Consider the following 26122-nt stretch of genomic DNA (forward strand, 5'->3'; position numbering starts at 1 on the left):
TGCGGGTTTTCGCCTCCGGTTAAAACGGCCAGTTAAAATGATATGATTTGTAGATATGAAATTAGACTTTGACGTCGTGGTTGTCGGTGCCGGGCACGCGGCGGTGGAAGCCGCCCTGGCGGCCGCACGTCTTGGACGATCCACGGCGCTCCTCACGTTGGACAAAAACAGGATCGGCCAGATGTCTTGCAACCCCGCCATCGGGGGAGTGGGCAAGGGCCAGGTGGTCCGGGAAATCGACGCCCTGGGCGGCGAAATGGCGCGGGCCACGGACAGGGCCGGACTGCAGTTCAAGATGCTTAACCGGGGGAAGGGCCCGGCGGTCTTAAGCCCCCGGGCGCAATGCGATCGGAATCTCTACCGCGCCGTTGTCACCGAAACCGTATTGCACCAACCCGGATTGACCGTTTTGGAAGGGGAAGCCATCGGCGTTCTCACCGACGGCGGAGCGGCGGCCGGCGTTCGAATGGCGGACGGTTCGTCCCTGCGGTCCCGGGCGGTGGTGATCGCGACCGGCACGTTCATGCGAGGTCTCATGCACGTCGGCCCCCGACAGACGCCCGGCGGGCGAATCGGCGAACGCGCTTCGAGCGGGCTCTCCGACGCCCTTCGGGCGCTGGGGTTTGAAGTGGGTCGCCTTAAAACCGGAACGCCGCCCCGCCTGGACGGCGCCACTCTCGATTATGCCCGCATGGAACCGGCCCCGGGAGACGCCCCCCCCACGCCCTTTTCCCATTTCACCGGGCGGCTCGATCAAAAAATGCTGCCCTGCTGGCTCACCCGGACCACCGAGAAAACCCAGGACATCATTCGGCGGAACCTCAACCGCTCCCCTCTTTATTCCGGCGTCATTACCTCCACGGGGCCGCGGTACTGTCCTTCGATCGAGGACAAAGTGGTCAAGTTCGCCCACCACGCGTCGCACCACGTGTTCGTCGAGCCCGAGGGTTACGAGACCAGCGAGATTTACCCCAACGGCATTTCGACCAGCCTGCCCGAAGACGTTCAGGACGACATCGTTCACTCCATCGTGGGCTTCGAACGGGCCAAAATCCTCCGCTACGGCTACGCCGTGGAGTACGATTTTTGCCCTCCCACCCAGTTGCGCCCGACGTTGGAAACCAAAGCCATCGAGCGGCTCTTTTTTGCCGGCCAAATCAACGGGACCACCGGTTACGAAGAAGCCGCCGGACAGGGGATCGTCGCGGGGATCAACGCCGCTTTGGCCCTTCGGGGCGAAACCCCCTGGTCCCCCCGCCGGGACGAAGCCTACATCGGGGTGATGATCGATGATTTGGTCACCAAGGGAACCGACGAACCCTACCGGCTCATGACTTCCCGGGCGGAGTGGCGCCTCCATCTTCGATGGGACAACGCCGATCTGCGGCTGATGGACCACGGGCGACGGGTCGGCCTGATTTCCGAACCCGTCTATGACGCTTTCGTGAATTACCGATCCACGCTGTGGTCCGCGGTTCGAGAAGCCCTGCCGAACGACGCGGAGTCCGTTTTTTTGGGCGACGTCCCTCCCTCGATTCCGTCCGCGGGCGCCTTGCCCCGCCGGGCCACCGACGCGGGCTTGAGCGGTCAATGGACCGCGGAACAGGTGCGGCGCGAGGTGGAACTGGAAAAACAGTATTGGGGATACCTCAAACGCCAATCCCGGGAAATCGCGAAATTCCGGCAACTGGAATCCCGGCGAATTCCCGACGATCTGGACTACGACCGGCTGAACGGATTGTTGACCGAGGCGCGACAAAAACTTAAGAAGGTGCGGCCCGCGTCCCTCGGGCAGGCGGCCCGCATCCCGGGGGTGACTCCCTCGGACGTCGGCGTGCTGTTGGTTCACGTTGAACGTCGACGGCGCGAGTTCGCCGCGCGATGAAATCCCCCGCCCTCCCCGCATGACGGTTCCTCCCGAAGCCCGCCCTTTGCTGGACGTCCTCGGCACCGAGTCCGACACCCTGAATCGCCTGGACCTGCTGGCCCGGGAATTCGCCCGAACCAACCGGGACATCAACCTCGTCTCCTACTCCACCGAGAGTGAACTTTGGCTGAACCATATTCTCGATTCCCTGTCCGTCTTGATGGACCCCGAAGCGCGGCGGATGGTTTCGGCGCGGGTGATTGACGTCGGCTCCGGCGGTGGTTTCCCCGGCGTGCCATTGGCCGTTGCGAAACCGGGATGGTCCCTTACTCTTTTGGATTCGATCCAGAAGAAATTGCGCGCCGTGGAAGGGTTTCTTTCTGTTTTGGGGGCTTCCGTGGTGACGCGGGTGGGTCGGGCCGAAGAGGTGGCCCGGGAGCCGGAATTCCGGGAAAAATTTGATGTGGCCCTCTGCCGCGCCGTCGGGCCTCTGGGGGAAGTGATGGAACTCACAATGCCCTTTGTGCGGCCGGGCGGGTATTGCTTCCTGCACCGGGGAGTCGAGGCGCCGGCGGAGGCCGAGGGGGCCGGGCGGGCCCTTAAAGAATTGGGAGGCGTTTTGGGCGGACTGACGGCTTATCGATTTCCGGGGATCGACAGGAATAGACACATAATACGTATCTATAAATCGACACAAACATCTCTCAACTACCCGAGAAGGGTTGGAATTCCGGCCAAGCGGCCTTTATAGAAACGAACCGCCCGTAAGCGAGAGCTCCCAATTTCAAGCCGTCAATAGTTCCCCCCTTGTTCAAAATTTCGGATTCATTATAGTATCCATCGCTTCCATCGCGAGCCTGAAATCCTGGCCAACGATTTTGTCGGTCTTGCCCTGAAAGGACGCCGGCGGCCTAGGCAGTCAAGTACATCTGGTGGAGGCGGATCACTTCATATAAAATAGGAGAATGCCCCGTCGCCGCCTGACTGTCATCGTTTTTGGATTTTGCGTTCTTGGCGGATCTATTTGGTTTTGGTTCCAGTCCACGCCCTGGGCGCGGGCTCAACGGGCCTTGGATCGGGGCGCGGCCGACGAAGCGTCTGAAATAGCCACCGAGGCTTTGGCCGGGCGCTCCTGGCCGCCGTCCCGCGAAGAGTCTCTGCGCGAGATTCTGGTCGAGGCTCACCTGAAACTGGGAGGGCTTGAAAACGCCGAGAGGGAATGCCGTATTCTCCATCAAAAATTTCCCCAAAATCCCGCCGGCGCCCTGGGCTTGGGGATCCTTAATTTGGCCTTTGACCGACTTTCCTTTTCGGCCGAATATCTCGAGGAAGCGCGGCGTCTTTCGCCCCGGGATTTTCGGCCCACCTTTATTCTCGCCAACGTTCGCTTAGCCCAGAGCGATTTCCCGAAGACCGCTTCACTGCTGGAAGACGGGTTAAAACTTTTCCCCAATCGTCCGGAACTTCTGGAATTATCCGGCGACCTGGCTTTTGATCAGGGCTTGTTTCAGAAAGCTTTGGCGCGCTACGGGTCCGTCCTTCGCGCCGCCCCGGAGGACCGGGACACTTTGTTTAAAATTACCCGGGCGCATCTGGCGGCGGGAAATATTGATGCCGCGGAAACCTCCATCCGGCGACTTCGGCGAAGCCCGGAGGATCCGGAGGCGGACCTTTTGTTGGTTGGGGTGCGGGCCCAGCAAGGGCGGCGGGATCAGGCGGAGGGCCTGTGCGCACGGGTTTATCAGGGGGACCACAACCGGTTTCAAGCCGGTTTTTCTCTGGCTTATTGGCTGGGGCTGCGGGGCGAAGAAGAGCGCGCGGAAGCCATTTTATCCGAAATCAATCGCCGCCTCCCCCCTCTTCGGTCCAACGCGGATTGGAGCGTGCCCCAGGATTGGGACAGCGTTTCGCGTAATTTTCAGGGGCGGCAATACGCCCGAAGCGTTCAACGGGATTATGAAGTGGCGAGAGCCCAGCTCGACCTCCATTGCCATCGCGCCGCCGATGCGGGGATTCACGCGCGACGGGCCCTGGACTTGGATTCCACCGATGCCGGGGTTTTGTTACTTCTGGCGGATATCGCTCGACGTCGGGGCGACGCCAAGGACCGGTTGCGTTGGATCGACCGAACCGTCGAACTTTACCGCGAACACCCGGGCGCTCTGCTCGCCCGGGGATGGGCCTACCTGGACATCGGACGCGTTTCGGACGCGGTGGTGGACGCGAAGCTGGTTTCGGACGCCTACCCCCGGCTTGCTTCGGCCCAGGCCCTCCTTTCCCGGGCCTACCTATTAATCGGGCGTTCCGATGAAGCGGTCGTCGTGGCCGGTCAGGCGGTGGGACTTAACGGAGGCGATGTGGATGCCCAATTGGCTCTCGGTCTTTCCCAGGCGGCTCAAAAGAACGCGACCGCTGCCGAGACTTGCTTTCTTAAGGCTCTTGAAATTGACCCTTTTTCCGCGGAGGCTCGGGCGGATTATGCCCGTTTCTTGAGTAGCCAGAACCGGCCCGAAGAGTCTCGAAAACAATGGTCGGAGGCCTCTCGCCTGGAACCGAGCGTTTTCCCATCGCCGGGCCTCCCGAAAATCAAACGGTGATTCCCCTCAAAGACAACATCAAAGGGCGTACTTTCCCTTTTGTTAATATCCTGTTGATTTTGGTTAATGCCGGGGTTTTCTATCTCGAACTTCGCCAGTCTTCTCCCCAGGCCCTTAAGTCATTTTTAACCGAATGGGCTCTAATTCCACACTTATTAATCAATCATCCAAGAACAGAGTGGTTTAAAATCCCCACTTCTATGTTTCTTCACGCCGGATGGATGCATCTTTTGGGCAATATGCTTTACCTGTGGATTTTTGGGGACAATGTGGAAGACCGGATGGGACACCGCCGTTACCTATTATTCTACCTGCTTGTCGGATCCTGTGCCGCCCTTTCCCAGGTCTACCTTAACCCCCGCTCATCGCTGCCTTTGGTAGGAGCTTCCGGGGCCATTGCCGGTGTCATGGGGGCTTACTTCATCCTGTTCCCTAAAGCCAAAATCATGGCCTTGGTCCCGATTTGGATCTTTATTCGTTTCATCGAGATCCCGGCAATTCTTTTTTTGGGTTTTTGGTTCCTGCTCCAGGCCCTCCAGAGCTGGGGGTCAATATTAAGCGCCTCCGCCGGAGGCGCCGATGCCGGCGGTGTGGCTTGGTGGGCCCACGCCGGCGGCTTCTTGGCTGGATTCCTCTTCGTTTTCCCCTTTAAGAAAAGATAGCCCCCCCGCCTTATCCGCCGGGCGTCATATACCGATCAATCATCTCCCGGAGGCGCTGGTGCGAATGAGGGTCAATTTCCCACCAACGCGAATCGGAAATCAGCCCCAAAACAAAATCAAGCAGCGGCTTCCCCCTCACCATCAACTGCGCGTAGTTTCTTCCCCCGTGATTGTATGGACCATAGAGCCTGGCGCCTGGAATTCGGGCGGACAACCACTCCAAGAGCGGCTGATGCCGGACATGCATTTTGATGAGAATATGAGGCTGGCGCCCGTCCCCGCCAAAGTGCCCCCCTCCCACCAGCAAACCGATGATTACGCCGCGCTCAAAATCAGTTAAACTTCTTTTCGCCTTCTCCATAACGCCTCCGAGGAATGTTTCATGTTAAACATCCCGGTGTAACAATACAACAATCCCCGCTTTTTCTCAATCACACGGGATAAGGACGACGGGGAAAAGGGCGTCGATGTTTAATATAATGAGGGCATGCCCTTAAAAAAGTCCGCCGCCTGGCTCCTGGCGGGTGTCGCCCTCCTGGGCGCCGCTCGGCGACCGCCCTGGCCCGCCGAATCCATGAACGTCGTGGTGGACGGCGAAAACCGCGGTCCCGTCACTTTCTTTCGCGTGGACGGCGTCGCCTGCCTGCCGCTGGAAAACCTGCAGAAAATTTACGGCGGCCGCGTCGCCTGGAAGCGCGTTTCGAGAAAATTCGACTACCGCCTCGAAAACCGCACCGCCGAATTCGTTTTAGACAGTTCCTCCGCCATCGTGGGGGGGCAACCGATCGCCTTGGAAACGGCCGTGCGTTGGTGGGGGGACTCCGCCTTTCTGCCCGTTTCCCTTCTGACGACCCCCGCGCACCAGGCCTTCACAAAAACCAAAACCCAATGGATCGACGCCCCGCCGTCTTTGACCGTCGACCCCATCCCGTCCATCTCCTCCGCCCGGGTCTTCAATTACCCCCGGGAGACCCGCGTTTCCGTCGAGATCGGACCCGACGTGGATTATCGTTTGCTCGGCCAACGAGACAACACGCTCTACCTACGCCTTTTTGACGGCCGGGCCGCCCAATCCGAAAAGCTCACGTTCGACGAGGGCACCGTCGCCTCCGTCCAAATGGATCCCCACGCCCGAACCACGGACCTGACCGTTCAACTGGCCACGGGCGCCGGGACGCCCGACATCTACACCACCGCCTCGCCCCGCACTCTCACCATCGATGTGCCGAAAGGCGCGGTATGGTCCCCGGCGCGCCGCCCACCGCCGATGGAGGACAACGGCCCCGTTCTGGTCGCCCCGCCTTCGGCCGCCCCCCCCCGGTCCTCCTTGGACGCGCCCTACCTGGCCCTGTCGCCCCTCCGCACCATCGTGATCGACGCGGGCCACGGAGGCAAAGACGTGGGCGCGGTGGGGCCCGGCGGAACTTACGAAAAAGACGTCAATCTTCGCACCGCCCGGGCCCTGGCCCAATTGCTTCGCTCGGAGGACCGCTTCAATGTCCTTCTCACGCGAGCCGACGACCGATTCCTCACGCTGGAAGAACGCTCGGCCGTGGCCAACAAAAACAAAGCCGACCTCTTCATCTCCCTGCACTGCAACGCCGGACTGACGCGGGCCTCCAATGGATTTGAAATTTATTACCTTTCGGAAAAAGCCACCGACGACGAAGCCGCGGCGGTCGCCCGCCGCGAAAACGCCGTCGTCGATTTGGAAGGCGTGGCCGGGCCGGCCAAGGAAAAAGTCGAGGAGCTGCTGTGGTCTCTGGCCCGAAACGAACACATGAACGATTCCTCCGAAATCGCCGCCCTGATCGCCCGCCAGGCCGGGCAGCGATTGCCCCTGATCAACCGGGGGGTCAAACAGGCCGGTTTCTATGTTCTGCGCGGGACGGCCATGCCCGCCATTCTCATTGAAACGGGGTTCATCACCCATCCCAAAGAAGAAGGGCTTTTGCGCTCCACCCGTTATCACCAGAAACTGATCGAAACGGTTTACGCCGGATTGCTGGACTACGAAAAACGAAAAATCCAGGCGCGCCTGGCGCAGTCGTCGGCGGGGGGAAATTGATGGCCGCTCGCCCCCGCCCCATCGCCGTCTTTGATTCGGGCGTGGGTGGTCTCACCGTCCTCCGCGCCCTGGTTTCGCTTTTGCCCCGGGAACATTTCATCTACGTGGGAGACACGGCCCGCGTGCCCTACGGCTCGAAATCGGCGGAGTCCGTCAAGCGCTTTTCCATCGAAGTCGCGCGTTTTTTCCGACGAAAAAACGTCAAAATGATGGTCACGGCCTGCAACACCGTTTCGGCCCTGGCCCTGCCGGAACTGCGGGCCTTCATGCCCGTCCCCGTCTTGGGCGTGATCGAACCCGGGGCCCGCGCCGCTCTGGCGGCGACCCGCACCGGCCGCGTGGGCATCATCGGCACCGAAGCCACGGTTCAAAGCCGCGCTTACGAGCGCGCGGTCCAACGGCTGGACGGCACCATCCGCGTTTTCAGCCGGGCCTGTCCCCTTTTCGTGCCGCTCGTCGAAGAAGGGTGGTCGGACCACCCGATCACTCAACGCGTGGCCGCCCTTTATTTGGCCCCCCTTCTTCGAAGAAAAATCGACACCCTGGTCCTGGGTTGCACCCATTACCCGCTGATTAAAAATGTACTGCGCCGCGTGGCCAAAACCGTTGAACTCATCGATTCCGCCGAAGAAACCGCCAAGGCCGTGCGCAGCCGCCTCGACCAGGACGGTCTCCTGGCGTCGCGGGGCCCCCGCGGACGCGTGGACTATTTTTCCTCCGACGACCCGGCCAAGTTTTCTCGCCTTGGCCACCGATTCCTCGGTTGGAACCTACCCAACGTTTCCCGCATCCGCCTGGAAGGCGTTGACGGCGTCTGACCGCGTTCGGCGCGCGGCAGCGACGAATCTGACCGGCATGAAAAGAATTCGACCCCTCGGCCGCTCCGGCCGTTTTCAAAAAACACATCGACCGGCTCGGCCCGGGCGCGCCGTCGTCTTGCTTTCGGGAGGGCTCGATTCGGCCACCGCCCTTTATTGGGCTCTCAAAATGAAAAAATGGGACTGCCGGGCCATCGCCTTCGATTACGGCCAACGCCACCGCCGGGAACTTCGATCCGCTCGCGCCGTGGCCCGCCGGGCCCGAGTGCCGCTCCAAGTCGTTTCCTTTCGATTGCCCTGGGGGGGAAGTCGCCTGTTGGACAAAGGCGCCCTGCCCGACCACCCCCTTCACGCCATCGGCCGGGGACCCATTCCCTCGACGTACGTCCCCGCTCGGAACACCGTGTTTCTCTCCTTCGCCTTTTCCTGCGCCGACGCCCTCGACGTTCCCAACGTGGTCATCGGCGCCAACGCCCTGGATTATTCCGGCTACCCCGACTGCCGGCCCGCCTACCTGCGGGCCATGGAAACCGTGGGACGCCGCGGCACCCGCCTCGGCGCCGAGCGAAAAAAACCGCCGCGTTTGTGGGCCCCGCTCCTTCGCCTGAACAAAGCCGACATCGTTCGACTGGCCTTTCGCCTTCGGGTGCCGTTGAAACACACGTGGTCGTGCTACGCCGGAGGGGCGCGCCCCTGCGGCCGATGCGATTCCTGCCGCTTGCGCGCCGACGGTTTTCGACGGGCGGGCCGCGCCGACCCCGCCGATCCGCGGCCGAAAGTGGTATCCTCCACGGGCTCCCGCCAACGACCATGACCGACCCCGCCCCGCTTTCCGAAGCCCCCGCCCCCCGCGACGACGCGCCCCGCGCGCCGGTATCGGAAATCTTCTCCTCCCTTCAGGGCGAAGGCCTGCACCTCGGCGAACGCCACGTGTTTGTCCGTTTCGCCGGGTGTCCTTGGCGTTGCCGCTACTGCGACACCCCGGACAGCTTGACCGATGAAGGCCATCCCCGGTTGACCGTTCAAGACGTCTTGGAACGGGTGGGGGAAATGGCCCGGGAACGCCCCCACGCGGGCATCAGTCTGACCGGAGGGGAGCCCCTGCTTCAAACCGATTTTTTGGAAGCCCTCCTCCCCGGACTCAAAACCCTCGGCCTCCGGATCCATCTGGAAACCAGCGCCACCCACCCCCATTTGTTTCAACGGGTCGCCGCCGACATCGACGTCGTGGCGGCCGACATCAAATTGCCCTCGGCCATCGGCCGGCCCTTTTGGGCCGAACACGAGGAAGTCCTCCGTCGAGCGGGGGACAAAGCGTTCGCCAAGCTTGTCCTCACTTCCCAAACGACCGACGAGGAAATGGAGGAAGCGGTCAATCTCCTCCTTCGCCTGTCGCCCACGCCGCCGCTCGTGCTTCAACCGGTGACCCCCGTCGCGGACTTGAATTTCCGCCTGCAGGACGCCCAATCGGCGGCGCCCGCGTCGGTCGTCCCACCGCCCCCGGCCCGCATCGTTTCCTGGTGGGACTGGGCCCGCCAAAAGCTTCCGTCGGTCAAACTGATTTCCCAAATGCATCCCGTCTGGGGGCTTCCTTGAAATCCACCGATCCCGCCGCGCCGCCGGTCGTCCGGCTCAAACCCCACGAAGACCGACGCCTGCGCCGGGGCCATCTCTGGGTGTTTTCCAACGAAGTCCAATCCGCCCCCGACGGGTTGGAACCGGGGGCCTTGGTCCGCTTCGAATCCTCCCGGGAGGAACCTCTGGGCGTCGGCTTCTACAACCCCCAATCCTTGATTGCGGGCCGGGTGTTGGACCGCCGGCCCGTCCCGATCGACGTGGATTTTTTCACCGGCCGCCTTCGCCGCGCCCGGGAGCTTCGCGAACGCCTTTTCTCCGACGGCGCCTACCGCTGGGTCTTCGGGGAATCCGACGACCTGCCGGGGCTCGTGGTGGACCGGTTCGGCGACGCCGTGGTCGTCGAGTCCTTTTGCGCGGGCATGGACCGCTTGACGCCTCTGGTTCTCGAAGCGGTAAAAACCTTCGGCCCGTGGAAAGCCGTCGTTTTAAAAAACGACGCGGCCGCCCGGCGTTTGGAGAAGTTGCCGGAATCGGTGTCGGCGGTTGAAGGCGCCCCGGACCGGCCCCATTGGTTCCAAGCGGACGGGCTCCACTTGGCGGCGGATCTGTTGGAAGGCCAAAAAACGGGCTACTTCTTTGATCACCGGGCGAACCGCGCCTCCGCGGCGCGGCTGGCCAAGGGCCAATCGGTCCTCGACGTTTTTTGCCACACGGGCGGGTTCGGGTTGGCGTGCGCTCAGTCCGGCGCGGCCCGGGTCACGGGCGTCGACGAGTCGGACCCCGCGCTCAACCTGGCGCGACTCGCCGCGGAAAAAAACGCCTTGGGCGACCGGGTCGCGTTCACCCGGGCCGACGCCTTCGATTTTTTAGTGACCTCCAAGGACAACCACGGCCTGGTCATCGTCGACCCACCGCGCTTCGCCTCGAACAAAAAAAACCTGCCTCAGGCCATCAAGGCCTACGTGCGCCTCAACACGCTGGCCCTCCGGCGGGTTTCCGGCGGCGGGTTTCTGGCCACGGCCAGTTGCTCCCAACACGTGGACCGCGAGGAATTCCGCCAAATCCTTTCCCGGGCCGTCCACGAATCGGGCCGCCGCGCCGTGGTGATTCACACGGCCGGCGCCGGGCCCGACCACCCCGTCCGCCCTTCCATGCCCGAGACGGATTATTTAAAGTTCGCTATACTGCACGTGACCTGATGTTCGGAAAAGTTCAACGCATTCACTTCGTTGGAATCGGCGGCGCCGGCATGAGCGGCATCGCCGAAATTCTTTTGGTGCTTAAGTGCCAAGTCTCCGGCAGCGACTTAAAAGCCACCGACGTTGTCGAACGGCTTCGGGGATTGGGGGCCAACGTCTTCACCGGCCACCGCGCGCGCCACGTGGAAGGCGTCGATGTGGTCGTGACCTCCACCGCCGTCGGTCCCGACAACCCCGAAGTGCTGGAAGCCCGCCGACGCGGCATCCCCATCATTCCCCGGATTGAAATGCTGGCGGAAATCGCCCGCTTGAAACACACCATCGCCGTCGCGGGGTCCCATGGCAAAACCACGACGACCTCTTTGGCGGCCCTGGTTTTGCAAGCCGGGAACCTGGACCCCACCGTGGTCATCGGCGGACGGCTCCATTCCACCGGCACCGGGGCCCGGGTCGGCCAGGGGAAATACCTGGTGGCCGAAGCGGACGAATCCGACGGGTCTTTCTTGAAACTGTCCCCCACCTTGGCCGTCGTCACCAACATCGACGACGATCACTTGGACCACTGGAAAACCATGGACGCCCTGGACACCGGGTTCGTGGAATTCGCCAACAAAGTGCCTTTTTACGGCGCCGTGTTCATGTGCGCCGATGATCCCGGAGTCCAGCGGGTCCGCCCCCGCGTTCAACGGCCCGTCGTCGCCTACGGGTTTTCCGAAACCGCCGACCTCCGGGCGGAGGACGTTCGGTTCACCCCGGCCCAGGTGAGCTTTCGCGTCCGCCGGGGGAAGGACGCTTTGGGGTTGGTCCGTTGGGCGTGCCCCGGCCGCCACAACATATTAAACGCCCTGGCCGCCATCGGCGTCGGCCTCGAAACCGGCCTGGCCTTCGACTCCATCGCCGAATCCCTTTCCACCTTCACGGGCGTCGGCCGCCGGTTGGAGCTCAAGGGGGAAGCCGGGGGCGTGACCGTCGTCGACGATTACGGCCACCACCCCACCGAAATCAAAGCCACCGTCGAGGCCCTGCGTCAACGCTGGCCCGAACGCCGGGTCGTCGTGCTCTTTCAGCCCCACCGTTACTCCCGGACCAAACAATTGATGGACGCCTTCGCCCGGGCCTTCACCGGCGTGGATCAACTTTTTCTTCTGGACATCTACCCCGCCGGCGAAAAACCGATTCCGGGCGTGACCAGCGACGCCTTGGCCGACCGGCTCCGGGCCCAGTCGATCCTCGTGGACCGCGTCGCCTCCACGGACGACGAACATCGCCTCGTCCCGTTGCTCCGCGCCAACGATGTGTTTTTGACCCTCGGGGCCGGGGACGTCTGGAAATGGGGGGAAAAATTGCTGCCCCACCTCCACCGCCTCGCGTGACCGGCGGCGCTTCCGCCCTGCTTTCCGATCTGCGGCGCCTTTTCCCGAGCGCCAAAGGCGCCGAACCCCTGTCCCGCCACACCACCTGGGGCATCGGGGGGCCGGCCGACTTTTACGTCGAAGTTGAGAACCGCGCGGCGCTGGACCGCCTGGTGACCTGGGCCGCCGACCACGGCGTTCCTCTTTGGCCCATCGGGCAAGGGTCCAATTTACTGGTGGGCGACCGGGGCGTGCGCGGGGTGGTCACGCGCCTCCGGGGGGAATTCGAAACGTTCCATTTTGAAGAGGACGGGCGCATCAACGCGGGCGCGGGGGTCCTTTTGCCCCAACTGTCCCGGGCCTGCGCCGAACGGGGACTGACCGGGGCCGAACCCTTCGCCGGAATTCCCGGGACGCTCGGGGGGGGACTCATGACCAACGCGGGCACCCCGGAAGGCGATTTGGGCTCGCTGGTGGAAGAGGTTCTGACCCTGGACGCGGACGGCCGCGAACGCCTCTTGACCAAGAAGGATCTGCGCTTCGGCTACCGCCGGTCCAATCTGACGGACCACTGGGTCCTCTCCGCCCGCCTCAAATTGCGACCCGGGGACAGAAATGATATCCTCGCTTCCGTCGAGAAACAGCTGAAACGCCGGGCCGAACGACAACCGCTGGGCACCAAAAATTGCGGCTCCGTTTTCAAAAATCCTCCCGGGGACCACGCCGCCCGCCTCATCGAGGCCGCGGGCCTTAAGGGAACGCGGGTGGGCGATGCGCGGATCTCTCCGAAACACGCCAATTTTATCGAAAACCTCGGCCGCGCCTCGGCCGGCGATGTGCACGCCCTCTTGGCCCTCGTTCAAAAAACCGTCCGGGAAAAATGCGGCGTCGACCTCGAACTGGAAGTTTGGCCCGTCGGGGATTGACGCGTGACCCCGTCGATCCCGGCCGCTCTCCGGCGCCGGCGAATCGCGCTCCTGATGGGGGGGCGCTCCGCCGAACGCGCGATTTCCCTTAAAAGCGGCCGCGCGGTTGCCGCGGCGTTAAAGCGTCTGGGACTTGGGCACCACCCCCTGGACATTGTCCCCGACCTTCCCAACGCCCTTCGCCGCCATAAAATTAATCTCGCCTTTCTGGTGACCCACGGCCCTTTCGGGGAAGACGGCCGCCTTCAAGGACTTCTCGATCTTCTGAAAATTCCTTACACCGGCAGCGGCGTCCTGGCCAGCGCCCTGGCCATGCACAAACCCTCGGCCAAGGCCCTTTTTAAGAACGCGGGTCTGCCCACGGCGCCCTGGTTCCTTCGTCGTCGCGGAGACCCCGTCGACCGCCCCCCCTTTGCCGGCCCCTGGGTCGTTAAACCCGCCAGCCAAGGCTCGGCGGTGGGCGTGCAGATCGTTCGGCGGGCCGGCGAATGGGGCCCCGCCCTTCGGAAATCCTGGGCGGTGGAGCCGGAAGCCCTGGTGGAACGCTATCTGCGGGGCCCGGAATACACCGTGGGGATCTTGGACGACGCGGCCTTGCCCGTCGTCCAAATCATCCCCAAGCACGCCTTTTACGATTTCTATTCCAAATACGCCGCCGGCGGTTCCCGCCACGCGGTGCCGGCGCCGCTGCCGCCCCGCCGAACGGAGCGCCTTCAACGCCTCGCCCTCGCGGCCCACCGGGCCTTGGGGTGCCGCCACGTGAGCCGCGTGGATTTGATTTGGGGCGACCGACCGTACCTCCTGGAAGTCAACACCCTGCCGGGCATGACCGACACGTCCCTGTTGCCCGACGCGGCCCGAGCGGCGGGCCTTTCCTTTGACGATCTGGTCCTTCGCCTATTGACCCTGGCTCTTCGGGACGCCGCGTCGGCATGAAGCGACGCCGACACAAAGTCACGGTGCGCCGCAGCCACGCGGCCTACCGCTGGCGATCGCTCGCGGAGTCCCTCGCCGCCTTGTCCCGGGCCCTTCTCTTTGTCGGCTCGGCCGCCGCCCTCGCCTGGGGCGCCCACCGTTTTTGGACCCGCTCCCGGTCCCTGTCCATTGAGGCGGTCCGCGTGGACGGCGACGCCCCGCCCGGATTCGCCGAAGCCCTCGAGATCAAAGCCGGCCAACCGCTTTTCGGATTTCACCGTCGCGCCCTGGAACAACGGCTCCGGGCGGCCTTTCCCGCCTTGTCCACGATCCACCTTCAGCGGGGGTGGGACCGCACCGTTCGGGTGACCGTCGTCCAACGAACGCCGGAAGCCCGGGCCCTTTCCGACGGAAGCTGGTGGGGAATCGACCGCACCGGGACCCTTTTCCCGCTCCCGGGCGAGGGGGCGGGCCTCCCCGTGCTGGCGCTCCCGGACGATCCGGCCGTCCGCGCTCACGCCCTGGCCTTCCTCGCCGGCCTGCGAAACACCAAAGAACGCTGGACGGAAGGCCTCTACAAAATTAAAATGTCTTCCGACGGGGACGCCGTCCTGTACCTGGCCGGGGACACCCCGGTCCAATGGGGCGCGCCCGACGCCGACGCCGCGGTTCTCGGTCCGAAAGCCCGCCGGCTCGCGCGCGTGCTGGCGGCGCCGGAAGGCGCCGGGGGGTTTGAATACATTCGCTTTGTGGACGACCGACGCGTGGCCGCGAAACCGCGCGCGGCCGCCGCCCCGCCCCGCCGTCGCTCCTGAGGGAGAACAATGCCAAAGCCCGATCTCATCACCGGTCTCGATGTGGGGAGCGGTCAAGTGGTGGCCGTGGTCGCTCAACACGCCCCCGACGCCGACGCTCCGGAGATTCTGGGCGCCGCCCGGCAGCCGTGCGCCGGACTCAAGGGCGGCGTGGTGATCAACATCGATGAAACGGCGCGCGCCGTCACCCGGGCCGTCGAGGCCGCGGAAGAAATGGCGGGGCTCACCGGGGCCTCCCGCCGCGTTCTGATCGGCGTTCGGGGCGCCCACATCCAAACCTTCAACCACCACGGCGCTATGAACATCGCCCGCACCGACAAGGAAATCACCGTTTCCGATCGGGACCAAGTGGTGGAAAACACCAAAGCCGTTCCCATTTCCCCGGACCGCGAAATCGTGCACGTGATCCCCCAGGACTTCATCCTCGACCGTCAAAGCGGCGTGCCCAACCCCGTCGGAATGGAAGCCAGTCTCCTGGAAGTGGACGTCCACATCGTCACGGCGAGCCAAAGCCATTTGAACAACGTGTGGAAGGCCATCGCCCGGGCGGGCTTCGAGGTGGAGGAGCCGATCTACGGCTTGCTGGCGGTGGGCGACACGGTCGTCAGCGCCGAAGAAAAAGGCCTCGGGTGCCTGCTCGTGGACCTGGGCGGCCAAACCACGGGCTTGGCGGTGTACGCCGAAGGCAGCGTGCGATTCACCAAAGAACTCGCCCTGGGCTCCGACAACATCAGCCACGATCTTTCCCACGCCCTTCGCACGACGCTGTCCCAGGCGCACAAAGTGAAGGAGCGGTTCGGCGCCGCCTCCCGCCAATGGGCCGAGGGCAACGTGGACGAGGAGATCGAATACACGAGCGTCGACGGTCGAACGCCCCGACGCGTCAAGCGCCAAGCCCTTTTCGACTACATCGCCCCCCGGGTCGAGGAAATTTTCAGCCTGATCGGCGAGGAACTCCAACGATCCAACTACGCCGACCACGTCGCCGGCGGCGGCGTCATTTTGACCGGCGGAGGCGCCCAACTGCAAGGGCTGGCCGCGGCCGCGGAGCAAATTTTGGACCTGCCGGTCCGCATCGGTCTGCCCCAGGGCCTTCAAGGTCCGCCGGACGTTCTCGGCCATCCGGGCTACGCCACGGCCTTGGGCCTGGTCACCTACCGGCACGGGGGCGATTGGTCCCGCAGCCGCCGGGCGGTTCGGAGCGTCGGCCTCGGCCAACGGCTCAAATCCTTCGTGGAAGATTTCTTCTAACCTCCATGGTCCAGATTAAATTCACCCAGGAGTTCAACGAACAGCCGGCCAACATCAAGGTGATGGGGCTGGGCGGCGCCGGCGGCAACGCCATCAATCGGATGATCGAGGCGGGGTTGTCCCACGTCGAATTCATCGCGGCCAACACGGACTCCCAAGCGCTTCGCCGAAATCTCGCGCCCGTCCGCCTGCAATTGGGCGAAACGGCCACCAAGGGCCTGGGCGTCGGTGGAAATCCCTCGCTCGGGCGCCAAGCCACCGAGGAAAGCCGCGACCGCATCCAGGAAATCCTAACCGGCGCGGACATGGTGTTCATCACGGCCGGCATGGGCGGCGGCACGGGCACCGGGTCGGCCCCCCTGGTGGCCCAAATCGCCAAGAGCCTCGACCCGAAGCCCCTCGTGGTCGGCGTCATCACCCGCCCCTTTGAATTCGAAGGCCTCGTCCGAAAGAACCAAGCGGACCAGGGCATCGATGAATTGCGCCCCCACGTCGACACGCTTTTGGCGATTCCCAACGACCGCCTCTTTGAAATCATCGACGAAAACACAACCTCCATCGAAGCTTTCCGCGTGGCCGATAACGTCTTACGCCAGGCCGTGCAGGCCATCACCGACGTGATCACCCGCCACGGGCTCATCAACGTGGATTTTGCCGACGTGCGCAGCATCATGTCCGGCGCGGGCGAAGCCCTCATGGGCATGGGCGAATCCCGGGGGCAGGGGCGGGCGGTGGAAGCCGCGAAGAAAGCCATCCATTCGCCGTTGCTCGAAAATTTGTCCATCGACGGCGCCAAGGGGCTCCTGGTCAACATCGCCGGCAACAAATCCATCACCCTGCACGAAGTCAAAGGCGCCATGGACTACATCAAGAACGCGGCCTCCCCCGAGGCCCACGTGTTCTACGGCCAGGTGTTCGACGACGGCCTGGAAGACCGTTTTTGCGTCACCGTGATCGCCACGGGGTTCCCGCCCGCGCGCAAAGGCGCGGTTCTCCGCCGCGTCGGACGCGACGCCGCCGAGACCCGGCGGCCCGCGGTCCGGACGGCCGCCGCGCCCCTCGATTTGCCCGTCCTGGCCGACGACCTCCGCCGCCCCGCCTACCTTCGTCGCCAACTTCGAAAGCTTCACTGACCATGGCCGAATCCCCGCTTAAGCTGCCCGCTTTGTTGCAGGCCTTGCTCCGCGAAGTCGCGGAAAAAAAAGGCTCCGACATTCACCTCGGCCCCCACTTTGTCCCCATGATCCGCGTCAACGGGGATTTGGAACCCTCCGTCACCGGCGAGGTTCTCACCGCCGCCCAAACCCAGGAATTGGGCTTCCTTCTCATGGGGGAATCCCTGCGGCCCCGCTTCGAAGAAAAAAACGAGATCGACTTGGCCTTCGCCCTTTCCTCCGGGGGACGCTTTCGCGTCAACATTTACAACCAACGGGGCGCCGTGAACCTCGCCTTGCGGTACATCCCGGCCCAATTGCCCACCATCCAAAGCCTGGGCCTCCCCTTCGCCGTTTCGAAATTGGCCGAATGCCGCCGCGGACTGATCCTCATCAGCGGAACGACGGGTTCCGGAAAATCCACGACTTTGGCCGCCATCGTCGACCACATCAATTCGACGCGGAAAGCCCACATCTTGACAATTGAAGACCCCATCGAATTCGTACACACCAATAAAAAATCCATCGTCAACCAGCGGGAGCTCGGGCTCGACACCCGAAGCTTCGCCGACGCCCTTCGGGCCGCCATGCGGGAAGACCCGAACGTCATCCTGGTCGGCGAAATGCGGGATTTGGAAACGGTCTCCGCCGCCATCACCGCCGCGCAAACGGGCCACCTGGTGCTTTCCACCATCCACACGACGGACACGATTCAAATCATCAGCCGGATTCTGGACCTCTATCCCCCGCACCAGCAGGCCCAGGTGCGCCTCCAGTTGGCCGAAACCCTTCAGGGCGCCATTTCCCAGCGGCTGCTGCCCACCGTCGACGGACGCTCCCGGGAGGCCGCGCTGGAAATTCTGGTGACGACGCCCCACGTTCAAAAAGCGATTCAGGACAACAATTTCGGCGACCTGCACAACGCCGTCCGCAACGGCGGTTTTTACGGCATGCAAACCTTCAACCAAGCCCTGGTGCATCTTTACAACCGGGGACGGGTGCGCCTGGAGGACGCCGTGGTCGCGTCGTCCAACCCCGAGGAATTCATGCTCGCGATTCGGGGCATTGAAGCGAGCGCCCCCCATCCGCACGCCGATTAACCCCGGCTGGCGATGGCGTCGCGGCGACGCCGTCGCGGTGCGTTGGGAAAAAGTTTTTTCCGTCGTGGCGCGCGTGACGGGTCGGGGGCGGGGGGATATGAAAAACCCCGCGGCTTGGGCCCGCACGATGAGACGCGCGAAACTCCAACCGACGGCCTGGGCCGGCGGACGACAGGTCCACGGCGTGCGCGTTTGGCGGGCGATCGCCCCGACGGCGCCCGCGGAACGACCGGCCACCGATGGGCTGTGGACGGATCGCCCGAACTTGGCGCTTCGCGTTTTCTCGGCCGACTGCGTACCCGTTTTCTTGGTCGATCCCGCCGGCCCGGTGGCGCTGCTGCACGCGGGATGGCGCGGCGTCCGGGACGGGATCTTGACCCGGGCCGTGGCCGCGCTGAAGGGACGCACCTCCGGACGCCGGAACCGCTTTCACGCGTCGCTCGGCCCCCACGTCCGGGCCTGTTGCTACGAAGTCGGGCCGGAAGTGGCGGACGCCTTCAAGAACATTCCCGGGGCGGTCCGCCGGCGGCGCGGCGCCCCCGGGAAACACACGTTGGATTTGGAAACCGCGCTTCGCGTCGAAGCCCGGCGGCTGGGAATCCGGCGGTTCAGCGCGGCGCCCTGGTGCACGGTCTGCGACCGGCGGTTTTTTTCGTTCCGCCGGGAAAAAACGGAACACCGCCAGGCGGCGCTGTTGGCCCGGCGCCCCGAACCCAAGGACGGACGGCATGGACAAACGACTGGATAAACTTCGCAAAAGCGTCGACAAAATCGACGACGACCTCCTGCGCGCCCTGAACGACCGGGCGAAAATCGTTCAGCGCATCGGCCGCGTCAAAGCGGAGCGCGGCGAGGAAATCGTCGCGGCCAACCGCGAACGTCAGATTTTGGACCGCCTCGCGGCCATCAACCCGGGACCGCTTCCCACCGACGCCATGGAGGAAATTTTCGGGACGGTGATAAACAACTGCCGTCTCCTTCAAAAACCGCTCTCCATCGCCTACTTCGGCCCCGAGGCCACTTTCACCCACCAGGCGGCCATGAAGCACTTCGGTCGCGGCGCCCGCTACGCGGCGGCCAAATCCATCACGGACGTGTTCGACGACGTGGAAAAAGGCCGCGCCGATTACGGCGTGGTCCCCATTGAAAATTCGACGGAAGGCATGGTCAACCACACCCTGGACATGTTCATGGAGTCCGACCTGGTGATCGCGGCGGAACGCCAGGACCCGATCAACCATTGCCTCCTGGCGGCGCCCGGCACGAAGAAAGTCAAAAGTCTTTCGTCCTTTCCCCAGGCCTTGGCCCAATGCCGGCGCTGGCTGGAAAGCCATTACCCCGGCGTCCCCGTTCACGAAGCCGCTTCCACGGCCGACGCCGCGGCGCAAGCGGCCCTTCACGAAGGCGTGGCGGCGGTCGCGAGCCCCCTGGCCGCGGAAATCTACCGCTTGAAGATTTTGGGATCGTCCATTCAAGACGCCCGCCACAACCGCACGCGGTTCCTGGTTCTCGGCAAAAAGATCGCCAGCCCCTCGGGATCCACCCGGGACAAAACCTCCATCCTGGTTTCGCTGAAAGACCGGGTCGGCGCCTTGCACGATCTTTTGGGCACCTTCCGCCAGGCCGGACTCAACTTGACGAAAATCGAATCGCGACCGTCCAAACGAAAGGCCTGGGAATACGTTTTTTTCATCGACTTCCTGGGCCACGTGGCCGAACCCCGGGTGCAAAAAGTGATGCGCGACCTCAAAGACCACAGCGTGTTCCTAAAGCTGTTGGGCAGCTACCCCCGCGGGGACTGACCGTGAACCTTTCGAATTCCCCGGAAGCCGCCGCCCCGTTCCCGCCCCGGACCGAAGTCCAGGGCTTTGAAGCCTACACCCCCGGGCGCGACATGGAAACCGTGAAGCGTTTGTACAAGCTCAAGCGCGTGATCAAATTGGCGTCCAACGAAAACCCCCTGGGGCCGTCGCCCAAAGCCCGGGCCGCCGCCGCGGCCGCCGGGCCCCAGTACCACCGCTATCCCGACGGTTTCAGCGTGACCCTGCGGCAGACTCTGGCCCGTTCGCTCGGCGTCAAATTCAACCAAGTCACCGTCGGGGCCGGGTCCGACGAGCTGATCGAATTGCTGGCCCGGGCCTATCTGAACCGGGGGGACGAAATCGTGGTGTCCGATCACGCCTTCATTCGTTACCGCATGGCCGGCGAAATGATGGGCGCCCGGGTGGTTTCGGTCCCGATGACCCGCCTGACCCACGACTTGGAGGCCATGGCCGCGGCCGTGACGCCGCGCACCAAATTCCTTTTTATCGCCAACCCCAACAATCCCACGGGCACCTACAACGCCCACGACGACCTCGAAGAACTCCTGATCACCCTCCCGGCCCGGGTGGTTCCCGTGATCGACGAAGCGTATTTTGAATTCGCCCGCTCCCGCCGGGATTATCCCAACGCCATCGACTTTTTCAAGGCGGGGCGCAATTTGGTGGTGCTCCGCACCTTCTCGAAAGCCTACGGACTCGCCGGACTTCGGATCGGTTACGCCGTGGCGCCCGAGCCGATCATTGAAACCGTCGAACGGGTCCGCCCGCCCTTCAACGTTTCCATCGCGGCCCAAGCCGCCGGCGTCGCCGCCCTGGGCGACCGGGCCCATTTGAAACGCACCACCGCCCTGGTGGCCCGGGAGAAAAGGTTTCTTGAAAAATCCCTCGCGAAGCTGGGCGTCGCGACGGTGCCGTCGGCCGCCAACTTTTTGTTGATCCACGTCGCCCCCCACCGGGGCGACGAATTGTTTGAAGCGCTTCTCCGCCTGGGCGTCATCGTCCGCGCCATGGACGAATACGGCCTGCCCGAACACATCCGGGTGACCGTGGGCCGCCCGGAGGAAAACCGCCAATTTCTCAACGCCTTTCGCCAAGCGAGGACCCTGCTATGATCGTCACCCTGAAAAGCGGCGCCAAGAAAAAAGAAGTTCAAGAGATCGTCGCCAAAATCAAAAAACTCGGCTTCACGGCCCAATTGTCCCAGGGGGCCGAACGCGTCGTCATCGGCGTCATCGGCGAAGGAAACAAAGCCATCGCCCACAAGGACGTCTTTGAATCCATGCCCCAGGTGGAGCTGGTCACCCCCATCTCCCGCCCGTACAAATTGGTCAGCCGGCAATTCAAAAAATCCGACACCGTCATTGAGTTGGACGGGGTCAAAATCGGGGGGAAGGAAGTCGTGATCATGGCCGGCCCCTGCTCGGTGGACACCCGCGAAAATCTGGAAAGCACCGGGCGGGAACTTAAGCGCGCCGGCGTCCAGATCCTCCGCGGCGGCGCCTTCAAGCCCCGCTCGTCGCCCTACGCCTTCCAGGGATTGGGCGAAGCCGCGCTGAAACTGCTGGCCGACGTGCGCAAAGCCACGGGCATGCCCGTCATTACCGAAGTCATGGACACCCGCCAGGTGGACCTGGTGGAACAATACGCCGACATCCTCCAAATCGGCGCTCGAAACGCCCAAAACTTCGATCTTCTCCGGGAGGTCGGACGCACGCGGAAACCGGTGATGCTCAAACGCGGCATGGCCACCACCATCGAGGAATGGCTCATGGCCGCGGAATACATTCTGGCCAAAGGGAACACCAACGTGATGTTGTGCGAACGCGGCATCCGCACCTTCGAGACGGCGACCCGCTTCACGCTGGACCTGAACGCGGTGCCCGTCTTAAAACACCTCACGCATTTGCCGGTCGTGGTCGACCCGTCCCACGGGGTCGGCGTGCGGGACTACATCGTCCCCATGGCCCGGGCGGCCATCGCGGCCGGCGCCGACGGCGTCATCATCGAATGCCACCCGAATCCGTCCACCGCCCTTTCCGACGGCCATCAAGCCCTCCTGCCGGCCCAAATGCACGGCATCGTCAAAGAACTTCGGCAAGTGGCCGAAGCGGTCGGCCGAACGCTTTAACCGGACCCTCTCGCCGTGCCGGAACCGCAGCGGGTCGTGATCGTCGGCGTGGGTCTCCTCGGGGGGTCCCTGGGGCTCGCGCTGCGCCGCCGAACCCGGGCCCGGGTGATCGGCTTGAGCCACCGCCCGGCCACGGTCCGCCGAGCGCGACGTCGCGGCGTCTTTCACGAAGGCTTCACCGATTCCGCCCGGGCCCTCCCGGGCGCCGACGTCGTCGTCTTTTGCACGCCGGTCGAAACCATCGTGCCCTTGGCCCGCCGATTCGCCGCGCGCCTCAAACCCGGCGCCCTGGTCATGGACGTGGGCAGCGTTAAGGGGCCCATCGTGGAAGGGATGAAATCCGTTTTTCACGGCGGCGGGACGGCGCTCTTCATCGGCGCGCACCCCATGGCGGGCTCCGAAAAATCCGGGGTCGAGAACGCCGCGGCCGATCTATTCGTCGGCGCCACCTGCGCTCTCACGCCGGCGGCCGACACGCCGCCCGCCGCCCTTCGGCGCGCGGCCGACTTTTGGCGGTCCGTGGGCGCCCATCCGGTCGTCGTGTCGCCCAGCGTCCACGACCGCGCCGTCGCGCTGGTCAGCCACCTGCCGCATTTGATCGCCGACGCCCTCGCGTTGACCGCCGGCCGCTGGGGCCAAAATCCGTCGGAGCGAAAGGCCCTTCGCTCCCTGGCCGCGGGAAGTTTTCGGGACGCCACCCGGGTGGCCGGGGCGGACCCCGATCTCTGGCGGGGGATTTTCGATTCGAACGCGGCGCCTTTGGGTCGGGCCGCCCGGGATTTTCAACGAACCCTCGGCGGTTTGGTGGCCCGGCGCTGGCCCCGACCCGAGCTGCGGGCCGCCCAACGATTTCACGACGAATTCCTTCGAGGTTAATTCATGTCGATTTCCACTTCCAGCCGCGTCGTCGTTCCCGGGGGCGCTCTCCGGGGCGAAACCCGTCCGCCGCCGGACAAATCCATCACGCACCGCGCGGTCATCCTCTCCGCCTTGGCCCAGGGCACCTCGCGGATCGTTCATCCGCTGGAAGCCGACGACTGCGAACGCACGGCGGAGTCTTTTCGTAACCTCGGGGTGAGCATCGAGCTGGACAAACGCGGCGAGTGGATCGTGGTGGGCCGCGGTTTGTACGGCCTGGCCGAACCCTCGGCCGATCACATCTATTGCGGCAATTCCGGCACGACCATCCGCCTTCTCTCCGGCGTCATGGCCGGACAACCCTTCGCCACGCGCCTCATGGGCGACAAATCCCTTTCGGCCCGCCCCATGCAACGCGTGGTGGATCCCTTGGTGCAAATGGGCGCGGACATCACGGCCCGGGACGGCCGTTTCGCCCCGCTCCGCATTCACGGCCGCCGGCCCCTGCGCGCCATCGACTGGAAAAGTCCCGTCGCCAGCGCGCAGGTGAAATCCTGCCTTTTGTTGGCCGGCCTCTACGCCGAAGGCGTGACCACTTTCGAAGAACCGCACCGCTCCCGGGACCACATGGAGCGCATGATGGCCGCCGCCGGCGTCAAGTTGACGGTGGAGGAAAAACGGGTGGGCGTTCAGGGCGGGCAATCGCTCAAACCCCAGGAGTGGGTGGTTCCGTCGGACATTTCGAGCGCCGCGTTTTTCATCGTGGCCGCCCTGCTCACCCCGGGCTCCGAAGTCATGCTTCGAAACGTCAACATCAATCCGACCCGGGACGGCGTCCTGGAAATCCTGGGTAAAATGGGCGCGTCCATCAAGCAGGAAGACGTCCGGGTGGTCGCCGGGGAGCCCCTGGCCGATCTTCTGGTTCGTCCCGCGCCCCTTCGCGCCACGCAATTCGGCGAGGAAATCCTTCCCCGCCTGATCGACGAAGTGCCGATTTTGGCCCTGGCGGCCACCCAGGCCGAGGGGACCACCGAGATTCGCGGCGCGGGAGAGTTGCGGGTCAAAGAATCCGACCGGCTGGCCCACGTCGCCCGCGGGCTCAACGCCCTGGGGGCCCGGGTGGAGGAATTGCCCGACGGTCTTCGCATCTCGGGCCCGACCCCCCTGACGGGGGCGACCGTCGATTCCGTCGGCGACCATCGATTGGCCATGACCTTCGGCGTCGCCGGACTCATCGCCCGGGGGGAAACCCACATCCTGGACGCCGACTGCGTCGACATCTCCTTCCCCACCTTCTGGCAGGAATTTGAAAAGCTCCGTGTCCAAGCCTAAACGAAAAGCGGCGCGCCCCGCCGTTCTCCCGCATTGGGTCGTCGCGGTGGACGGTCCGGCCGGCGCCGGGAAATCCTCGGCCGCCCGGGGCCTCGCGCGGGCCCTGGGGTTTCGCCACATCGACACCGGCGCCATGTACCGCGCCGCGGCCTGGGCGGCCCTTCGGGCCGGGGTGTCCTTGGACGCGGAGAGGGCCCTGGTCCGGGTGGTGGGAAAGACCCGATTTGATTTCACCGACGGCGCCACCCGGGTCGACGGGGTGGACGTGGCCGGCGCCATTCGAACCCCGGAAGTCGCCGGGGCGGCCAGCGCCATCGCCGTGCGCCCGCGCCTGCGAAAAATCCTCGTGGACCGGCAACGGCGCATGGGCCGGGGCGGCGGGGTGGTCATGGAAGGCCGCGACGTGGGCACCGTGGTGTTCCCCCGGGCGCACGTCAAATTCTTTTTGGACGCCACGCCCGAAGAACGGGCCCGGCGTCGGTGGAAGGAGCTCCGGGCCAAAGGCCCGGCGCCGGCCTTGGCCGAAATTCTTCGCTCCATCCGCGAGCGGGACGACCGGGACCGAAATCGGGCGGCGTCACCGCTTCGCGCCGCGGCCGACGCGGTGGTGGTGGACACGACGGGGTACACCCTTCCGGAAGTCGGACGTTTGCTCCTCGCGGAAATCCGACGAAAGGCGCGGGCGTGACGCACGTCGACGATTGGAACGACCATTTTGTTTTGGCGCCCCCGGGATGGCGCGGGTGGGTCAAACGCGCCATGTACGCCCTCGGCCACGGTTTGAGCGGTCTGGCCTTCCGGACACTCTGGCGTCTTCGGGTGGAGGGCCGGGAAAATGTTCCCCTGGCGGGCCCCTTGCTGATCGCGGCCAATCACGCCTCCTTCATCGACCCTCCGCTCGTCGGTTCGAGCCTGCCGCGACCGCTCTATTACATGGGCAAAGAGGAATTGTTTCGATGGCCCGTCTTTGGTTGGATTATTTCGCAGGTAAACGCGTTTCCCATTCGACGGAAAGAAGGCGACGTGGGGGCCATTCGAACCGCGCACCGCATTTTGGCGGCCGGGGGGGCGTTGATCGTTTTTCCCGAAGGCCGACGGCAGCGGGGCGGGGAATTCGGGCGCCCGAAAGGCGGCGTCGGCTTGTTGGCGGTCAAAACGGGCGCCCCCGTTGTCCCCGCCTACTTGCACGGAAACCATCGGGCCTGGCGGTTTCCCCGCCTCCGGGTTGTTTTTGGGAAACCCTTGGCCGCCGCGCCGGGGGAAACCGGGGAGGCCTTTGCCCATCGCGTCATGAACGCCATTCGAGATCTGAAGGAGTCGCTGCGTGGATCCCTTGTCAACCCTTAAGCCGGTGATTCAGACGCTGGTGTTCGCCGTTTTGTTCCTGATCCTCTTCGTCCTGATCTTGCCCCCCCTGCTCCCCCTGCTGGGGCAAACCGCCGGTAAATCGGTTTACGGCTTCTTTGTCGTGAGCGCCGTCGTCATCGCCCTCCGACTGCGCCATCTCGCCCGTCGCCTTTAATTCCCGCCGGACCGCTCCCGAAACGCCAGCGGACGCCGTCGATCACCCCGGCGTCGGCATACACGGTCATATTCCGCCGTTCGTTTTTACCGCCGTCGCCCCAACGACGACGGAACTCCCCCACAACCAAACATCGCAACGCGACTCCCACAAAACG

At 64.2% G+C, this 26122-nt stretch carries 26 protein-coding genes; 25 read left to right on the plus strand and 1 reads right to left on the minus strand.

All coding sequences use genetic code 11. The annotated features are described in order from the left end of the window. Positions 1–55 precede the first annotated feature (55 nt). The 4 genes from mnmG to IPP68_01060 all read left to right on the plus strand — a co-directional run bounded on the left by mnmG (position 56) and on the right by IPP68_01060 (position 5126). Positions 56–1885: a tRNA uridine-5-carboxymethylaminomethyl(34) synthesis enzyme MnmG gene (gene mnmG / locus IPP68_01045; protein ID MBL0348950.1), complete on the plus strand. Its 1830-nt coding sequence runs from the start codon at positions 56–58 to the stop codon at positions 1883–1885. 19 nt (positions 1886–1904) lie between these two features. Then, positions 1905–2618: a 16S rRNA (guanine(527)-N(7))-methyltransferase RsmG gene (gene rsmG / locus IPP68_01050; GenBank protein MBL0348951.1), complete on the plus strand. Its 714-nt coding sequence runs from the start codon at positions 1905–1907 to the stop codon at positions 2616–2618. A gap of 214 nt (positions 2619–2832) precedes the next feature. After that, positions 2833–4464 (plus strand): tetratricopeptide repeat protein, encoded by a 1632-nt coding sequence (locus tag IPP68_01055; GenBank protein MBL0348952.1) that lies wholly within the window; start codon positions 2833–2835, stop codon positions 4462–4464. Further along, a complete protein-coding gene (locus tag IPP68_01060; protein MBL0348953.1) occupies positions 4461–5126 on the plus strand; it encodes a rhomboid family intramembrane serine protease in 666 nt (221 codons plus the stop codon). The genes IPP68_01055 and IPP68_01060 overlap by 4 nt, the downstream gene beginning before the upstream one ends. A gap of 10 nt (positions 5127–5136) precedes the next feature. Here the strand turns inward: IPP68_01060 and IPP68_01065 are convergent, their stop codons facing one another. Then, positions 5137–5487: a hypothetical protein gene (locus IPP68_01065; GenBank protein MBL0348954.1), complete on the minus strand. Its 351-nt coding sequence runs from the start codon at positions 5485–5487 to the stop codon at positions 5137–5139. A 126-nt stretch (positions 5488–5613) separates the two neighbouring features. On the opposite strand from IPP68_01065, the gene IPP68_01070 reads away from it, so the two are divergent. The 21 genes from IPP68_01070 to IPP68_01170 all read left to right on the plus strand — a co-directional run bounded on the left by IPP68_01070 (position 5614) and on the right by IPP68_01170 (position 25965). Next, positions 5614–7194, plus strand: coding sequence for an N-acetylmuramoyl-L-alanine amidase (locus IPP68_01070; protein ID MBL0348955.1), 1581 nt, complete (start codon positions 5614–5616; stop codon positions 7192–7194). Further along, the gene (locus IPP68_01075) at positions 7194–8012 is read left to right on the plus strand and encodes a glutamate racemase (protein ID MBL0348956.1); all 819 of its coding nucleotides are present in this window, start codon (positions 7194–7196) and stop codon (positions 8010–8012) included. The genes IPP68_01070 and IPP68_01075 overlap by 1 nt, the downstream gene beginning before the upstream one ends. A 37-nt stretch (positions 8013–8049) precedes the next feature. Further along, positions 8050–8826: a 7-cyano-7-deazaguanine synthase QueC gene (gene queC, locus IPP68_01080; GenBank protein ID MBL0348957.1), complete on the plus strand. Its 777-nt coding sequence runs from the start codon at positions 8050–8052 to the stop codon at positions 8824–8826. Continuing rightward, positions 8823–9608 (plus strand): 7-carboxy-7-deazaguanine synthase QueE, encoded by a 786-nt coding sequence (locus tag IPP68_01085; protein ID MBL0348958.1) that lies wholly within the window; start codon positions 8823–8825, stop codon positions 9606–9608. The genes queC and IPP68_01085 overlap by 4 nt, the downstream gene beginning before the upstream one ends. Continuing rightward, positions 9605–10789 carry a class I SAM-dependent rRNA methyltransferase gene (locus tag IPP68_01090; protein MBL0348959.1) on the plus strand — a complete coding sequence of 395 codons (1185 nt, stop codon included), beginning with the start codon at positions 9605–9607 and terminating at the stop codon, positions 10787–10789. The genes IPP68_01085 and IPP68_01090 overlap by 4 nt, the downstream gene beginning before the upstream one ends. Beyond that, positions 10789–12162, plus strand: a complete 1374-nt coding sequence (locus IPP68_01095; protein MBL0348960.1) for a UDP-N-acetylmuramate--L-alanine ligase — start codon at positions 10789–10791, stop codon at positions 12160–12162. The genes IPP68_01090 and IPP68_01095 overlap by 1 nt, the downstream gene beginning before the upstream one ends. Further along, on the plus strand, positions 12159–13067 hold the full coding sequence (gene murB, locus IPP68_01100; GenBank protein MBL0348961.1) for a UDP-N-acetylmuramate dehydrogenase: 909 nt from the start codon (positions 12159–12161) through the stop codon (positions 13065–13067). The genes IPP68_01095 and murB overlap by 4 nt, the downstream gene beginning before the upstream one ends. Positions 13068–13121: 54 nt before the next feature. Further along, positions 13122–14003, plus strand: a complete 882-nt coding sequence (locus IPP68_01105; GenBank protein ID MBL0348962.1) for a D-alanine--D-alanine ligase — start codon at positions 13122–13124, stop codon at positions 14001–14003. Further along, positions 14000–14797, plus strand: coding sequence for an FtsQ-type POTRA domain-containing protein (locus tag IPP68_01110; protein ID MBL0348963.1), 798 nt, complete (start codon positions 14000–14002; stop codon positions 14795–14797). The genes IPP68_01105 and IPP68_01110 overlap by 4 nt, the downstream gene beginning before the upstream one ends. A gap of 9 nt (positions 14798–14806) precedes the next feature. Continuing rightward, a complete protein-coding gene (gene ftsA / locus IPP68_01115) occupies positions 14807–16048 on the plus strand; it encodes a cell division protein FtsA (protein MBL0348964.1) in 1242 nt (413 codons plus the stop codon). 5 nt (positions 16049–16053) lie between these two features. Continuing rightward, positions 16054–17181 (plus strand): cell division protein FtsZ, encoded by a 1128-nt coding sequence (gene ftsZ, locus IPP68_01120; GenBank protein MBL0348965.1) that lies wholly within the window; start codon positions 16054–16056, stop codon positions 17179–17181. Positions 17182–17183: 2 nt separating this feature from the next. Continuing rightward, on the plus strand, positions 17184–18302 hold the full coding sequence (locus tag IPP68_01125; protein MBL0348966.1) for a PilT/PilU family type 4a pilus ATPase: 1119 nt from the start codon (positions 17184–17186) through the stop codon (positions 18300–18302). Positions 18303–18429: 127 nt separating this feature from the next. Then, a complete protein-coding gene (locus IPP68_01130; protein ID MBL0348967.1) occupies positions 18430–19050 on the plus strand; it encodes a polyphenol oxidase family protein in 621 nt (206 codons plus the stop codon). Then, positions 19031–20104, plus strand: coding sequence for a prephenate dehydratase (gene pheA, locus IPP68_01135; protein MBL0348968.1), 1074 nt, complete (start codon positions 19031–19033; stop codon positions 20102–20104). Before IPP68_01130 ends, pheA begins: the two co-directional genes overlap by 20 nt. A gap of 2 nt (positions 20105–20106) precedes the next feature. Beyond that, entirely contained in the window at positions 20107–21237 is a 1131-nt protein-coding gene (locus IPP68_01140) for a histidinol-phosphate transaminase (protein MBL0348969.1), read from the plus strand. After that, positions 21234–22253, plus strand: a complete 1020-nt coding sequence (aroF, locus tag IPP68_01145; protein MBL0348970.1) for a 3-deoxy-7-phosphoheptulonate synthase — start codon at positions 21234–21236, stop codon at positions 22251–22253. The genes IPP68_01140 and aroF overlap by 4 nt, the downstream gene beginning before the upstream one ends. A 15-nt stretch (positions 22254–22268) precedes the next feature. Continuing rightward, positions 22269–23129, plus strand: coding sequence for a prephenate dehydrogenase (locus IPP68_01150; GenBank protein MBL0348971.1), 861 nt, complete (start codon positions 22269–22271; stop codon positions 23127–23129). A 3-nt stretch (positions 23130–23132) separates the two neighbouring features. After that, positions 23133–24443, plus strand: coding sequence for a 3-phosphoshikimate 1-carboxyvinyltransferase (gene aroA / locus IPP68_01155; GenBank protein ID MBL0348972.1), 1311 nt, complete (start codon positions 23133–23135; stop codon positions 24441–24443). Then, positions 24430–25131 carry a (d)CMP kinase gene (locus IPP68_01160; protein MBL0348973.1) on the plus strand — a complete coding sequence of 234 codons (702 nt, stop codon included), beginning with the start codon at positions 24430–24432 and terminating at the stop codon, positions 25129–25131. The genes aroA and IPP68_01160 overlap by 14 nt, the downstream gene beginning before the upstream one ends. Beyond that, positions 25128–25790, plus strand: coding sequence for a 1-acyl-sn-glycerol-3-phosphate acyltransferase (locus IPP68_01165; GenBank protein ID MBL0348974.1), 663 nt, complete (start codon positions 25128–25130; stop codon positions 25788–25790). Before IPP68_01160 ends, IPP68_01165 begins: the two co-directional genes overlap by 4 nt. Next, positions 25768–25965, plus strand: a complete 198-nt coding sequence (locus IPP68_01170) for a hypothetical protein (GenBank protein ID MBL0348975.1) — start codon at positions 25768–25770, stop codon at positions 25963–25965. The genes IPP68_01165 and IPP68_01170 overlap by 23 nt, the downstream gene beginning before the upstream one ends. The last annotated feature ends 157 nt before the right edge of the window (positions 25966–26122 follow it).

Source organism: Elusimicrobiota bacterium (assembly GCA_016722575.1).
Classification (GTDB): Bacteria; Elusimicrobiota; Elusimicrobia; order FEN-1173; family FEN-1173; genus JADKIY01.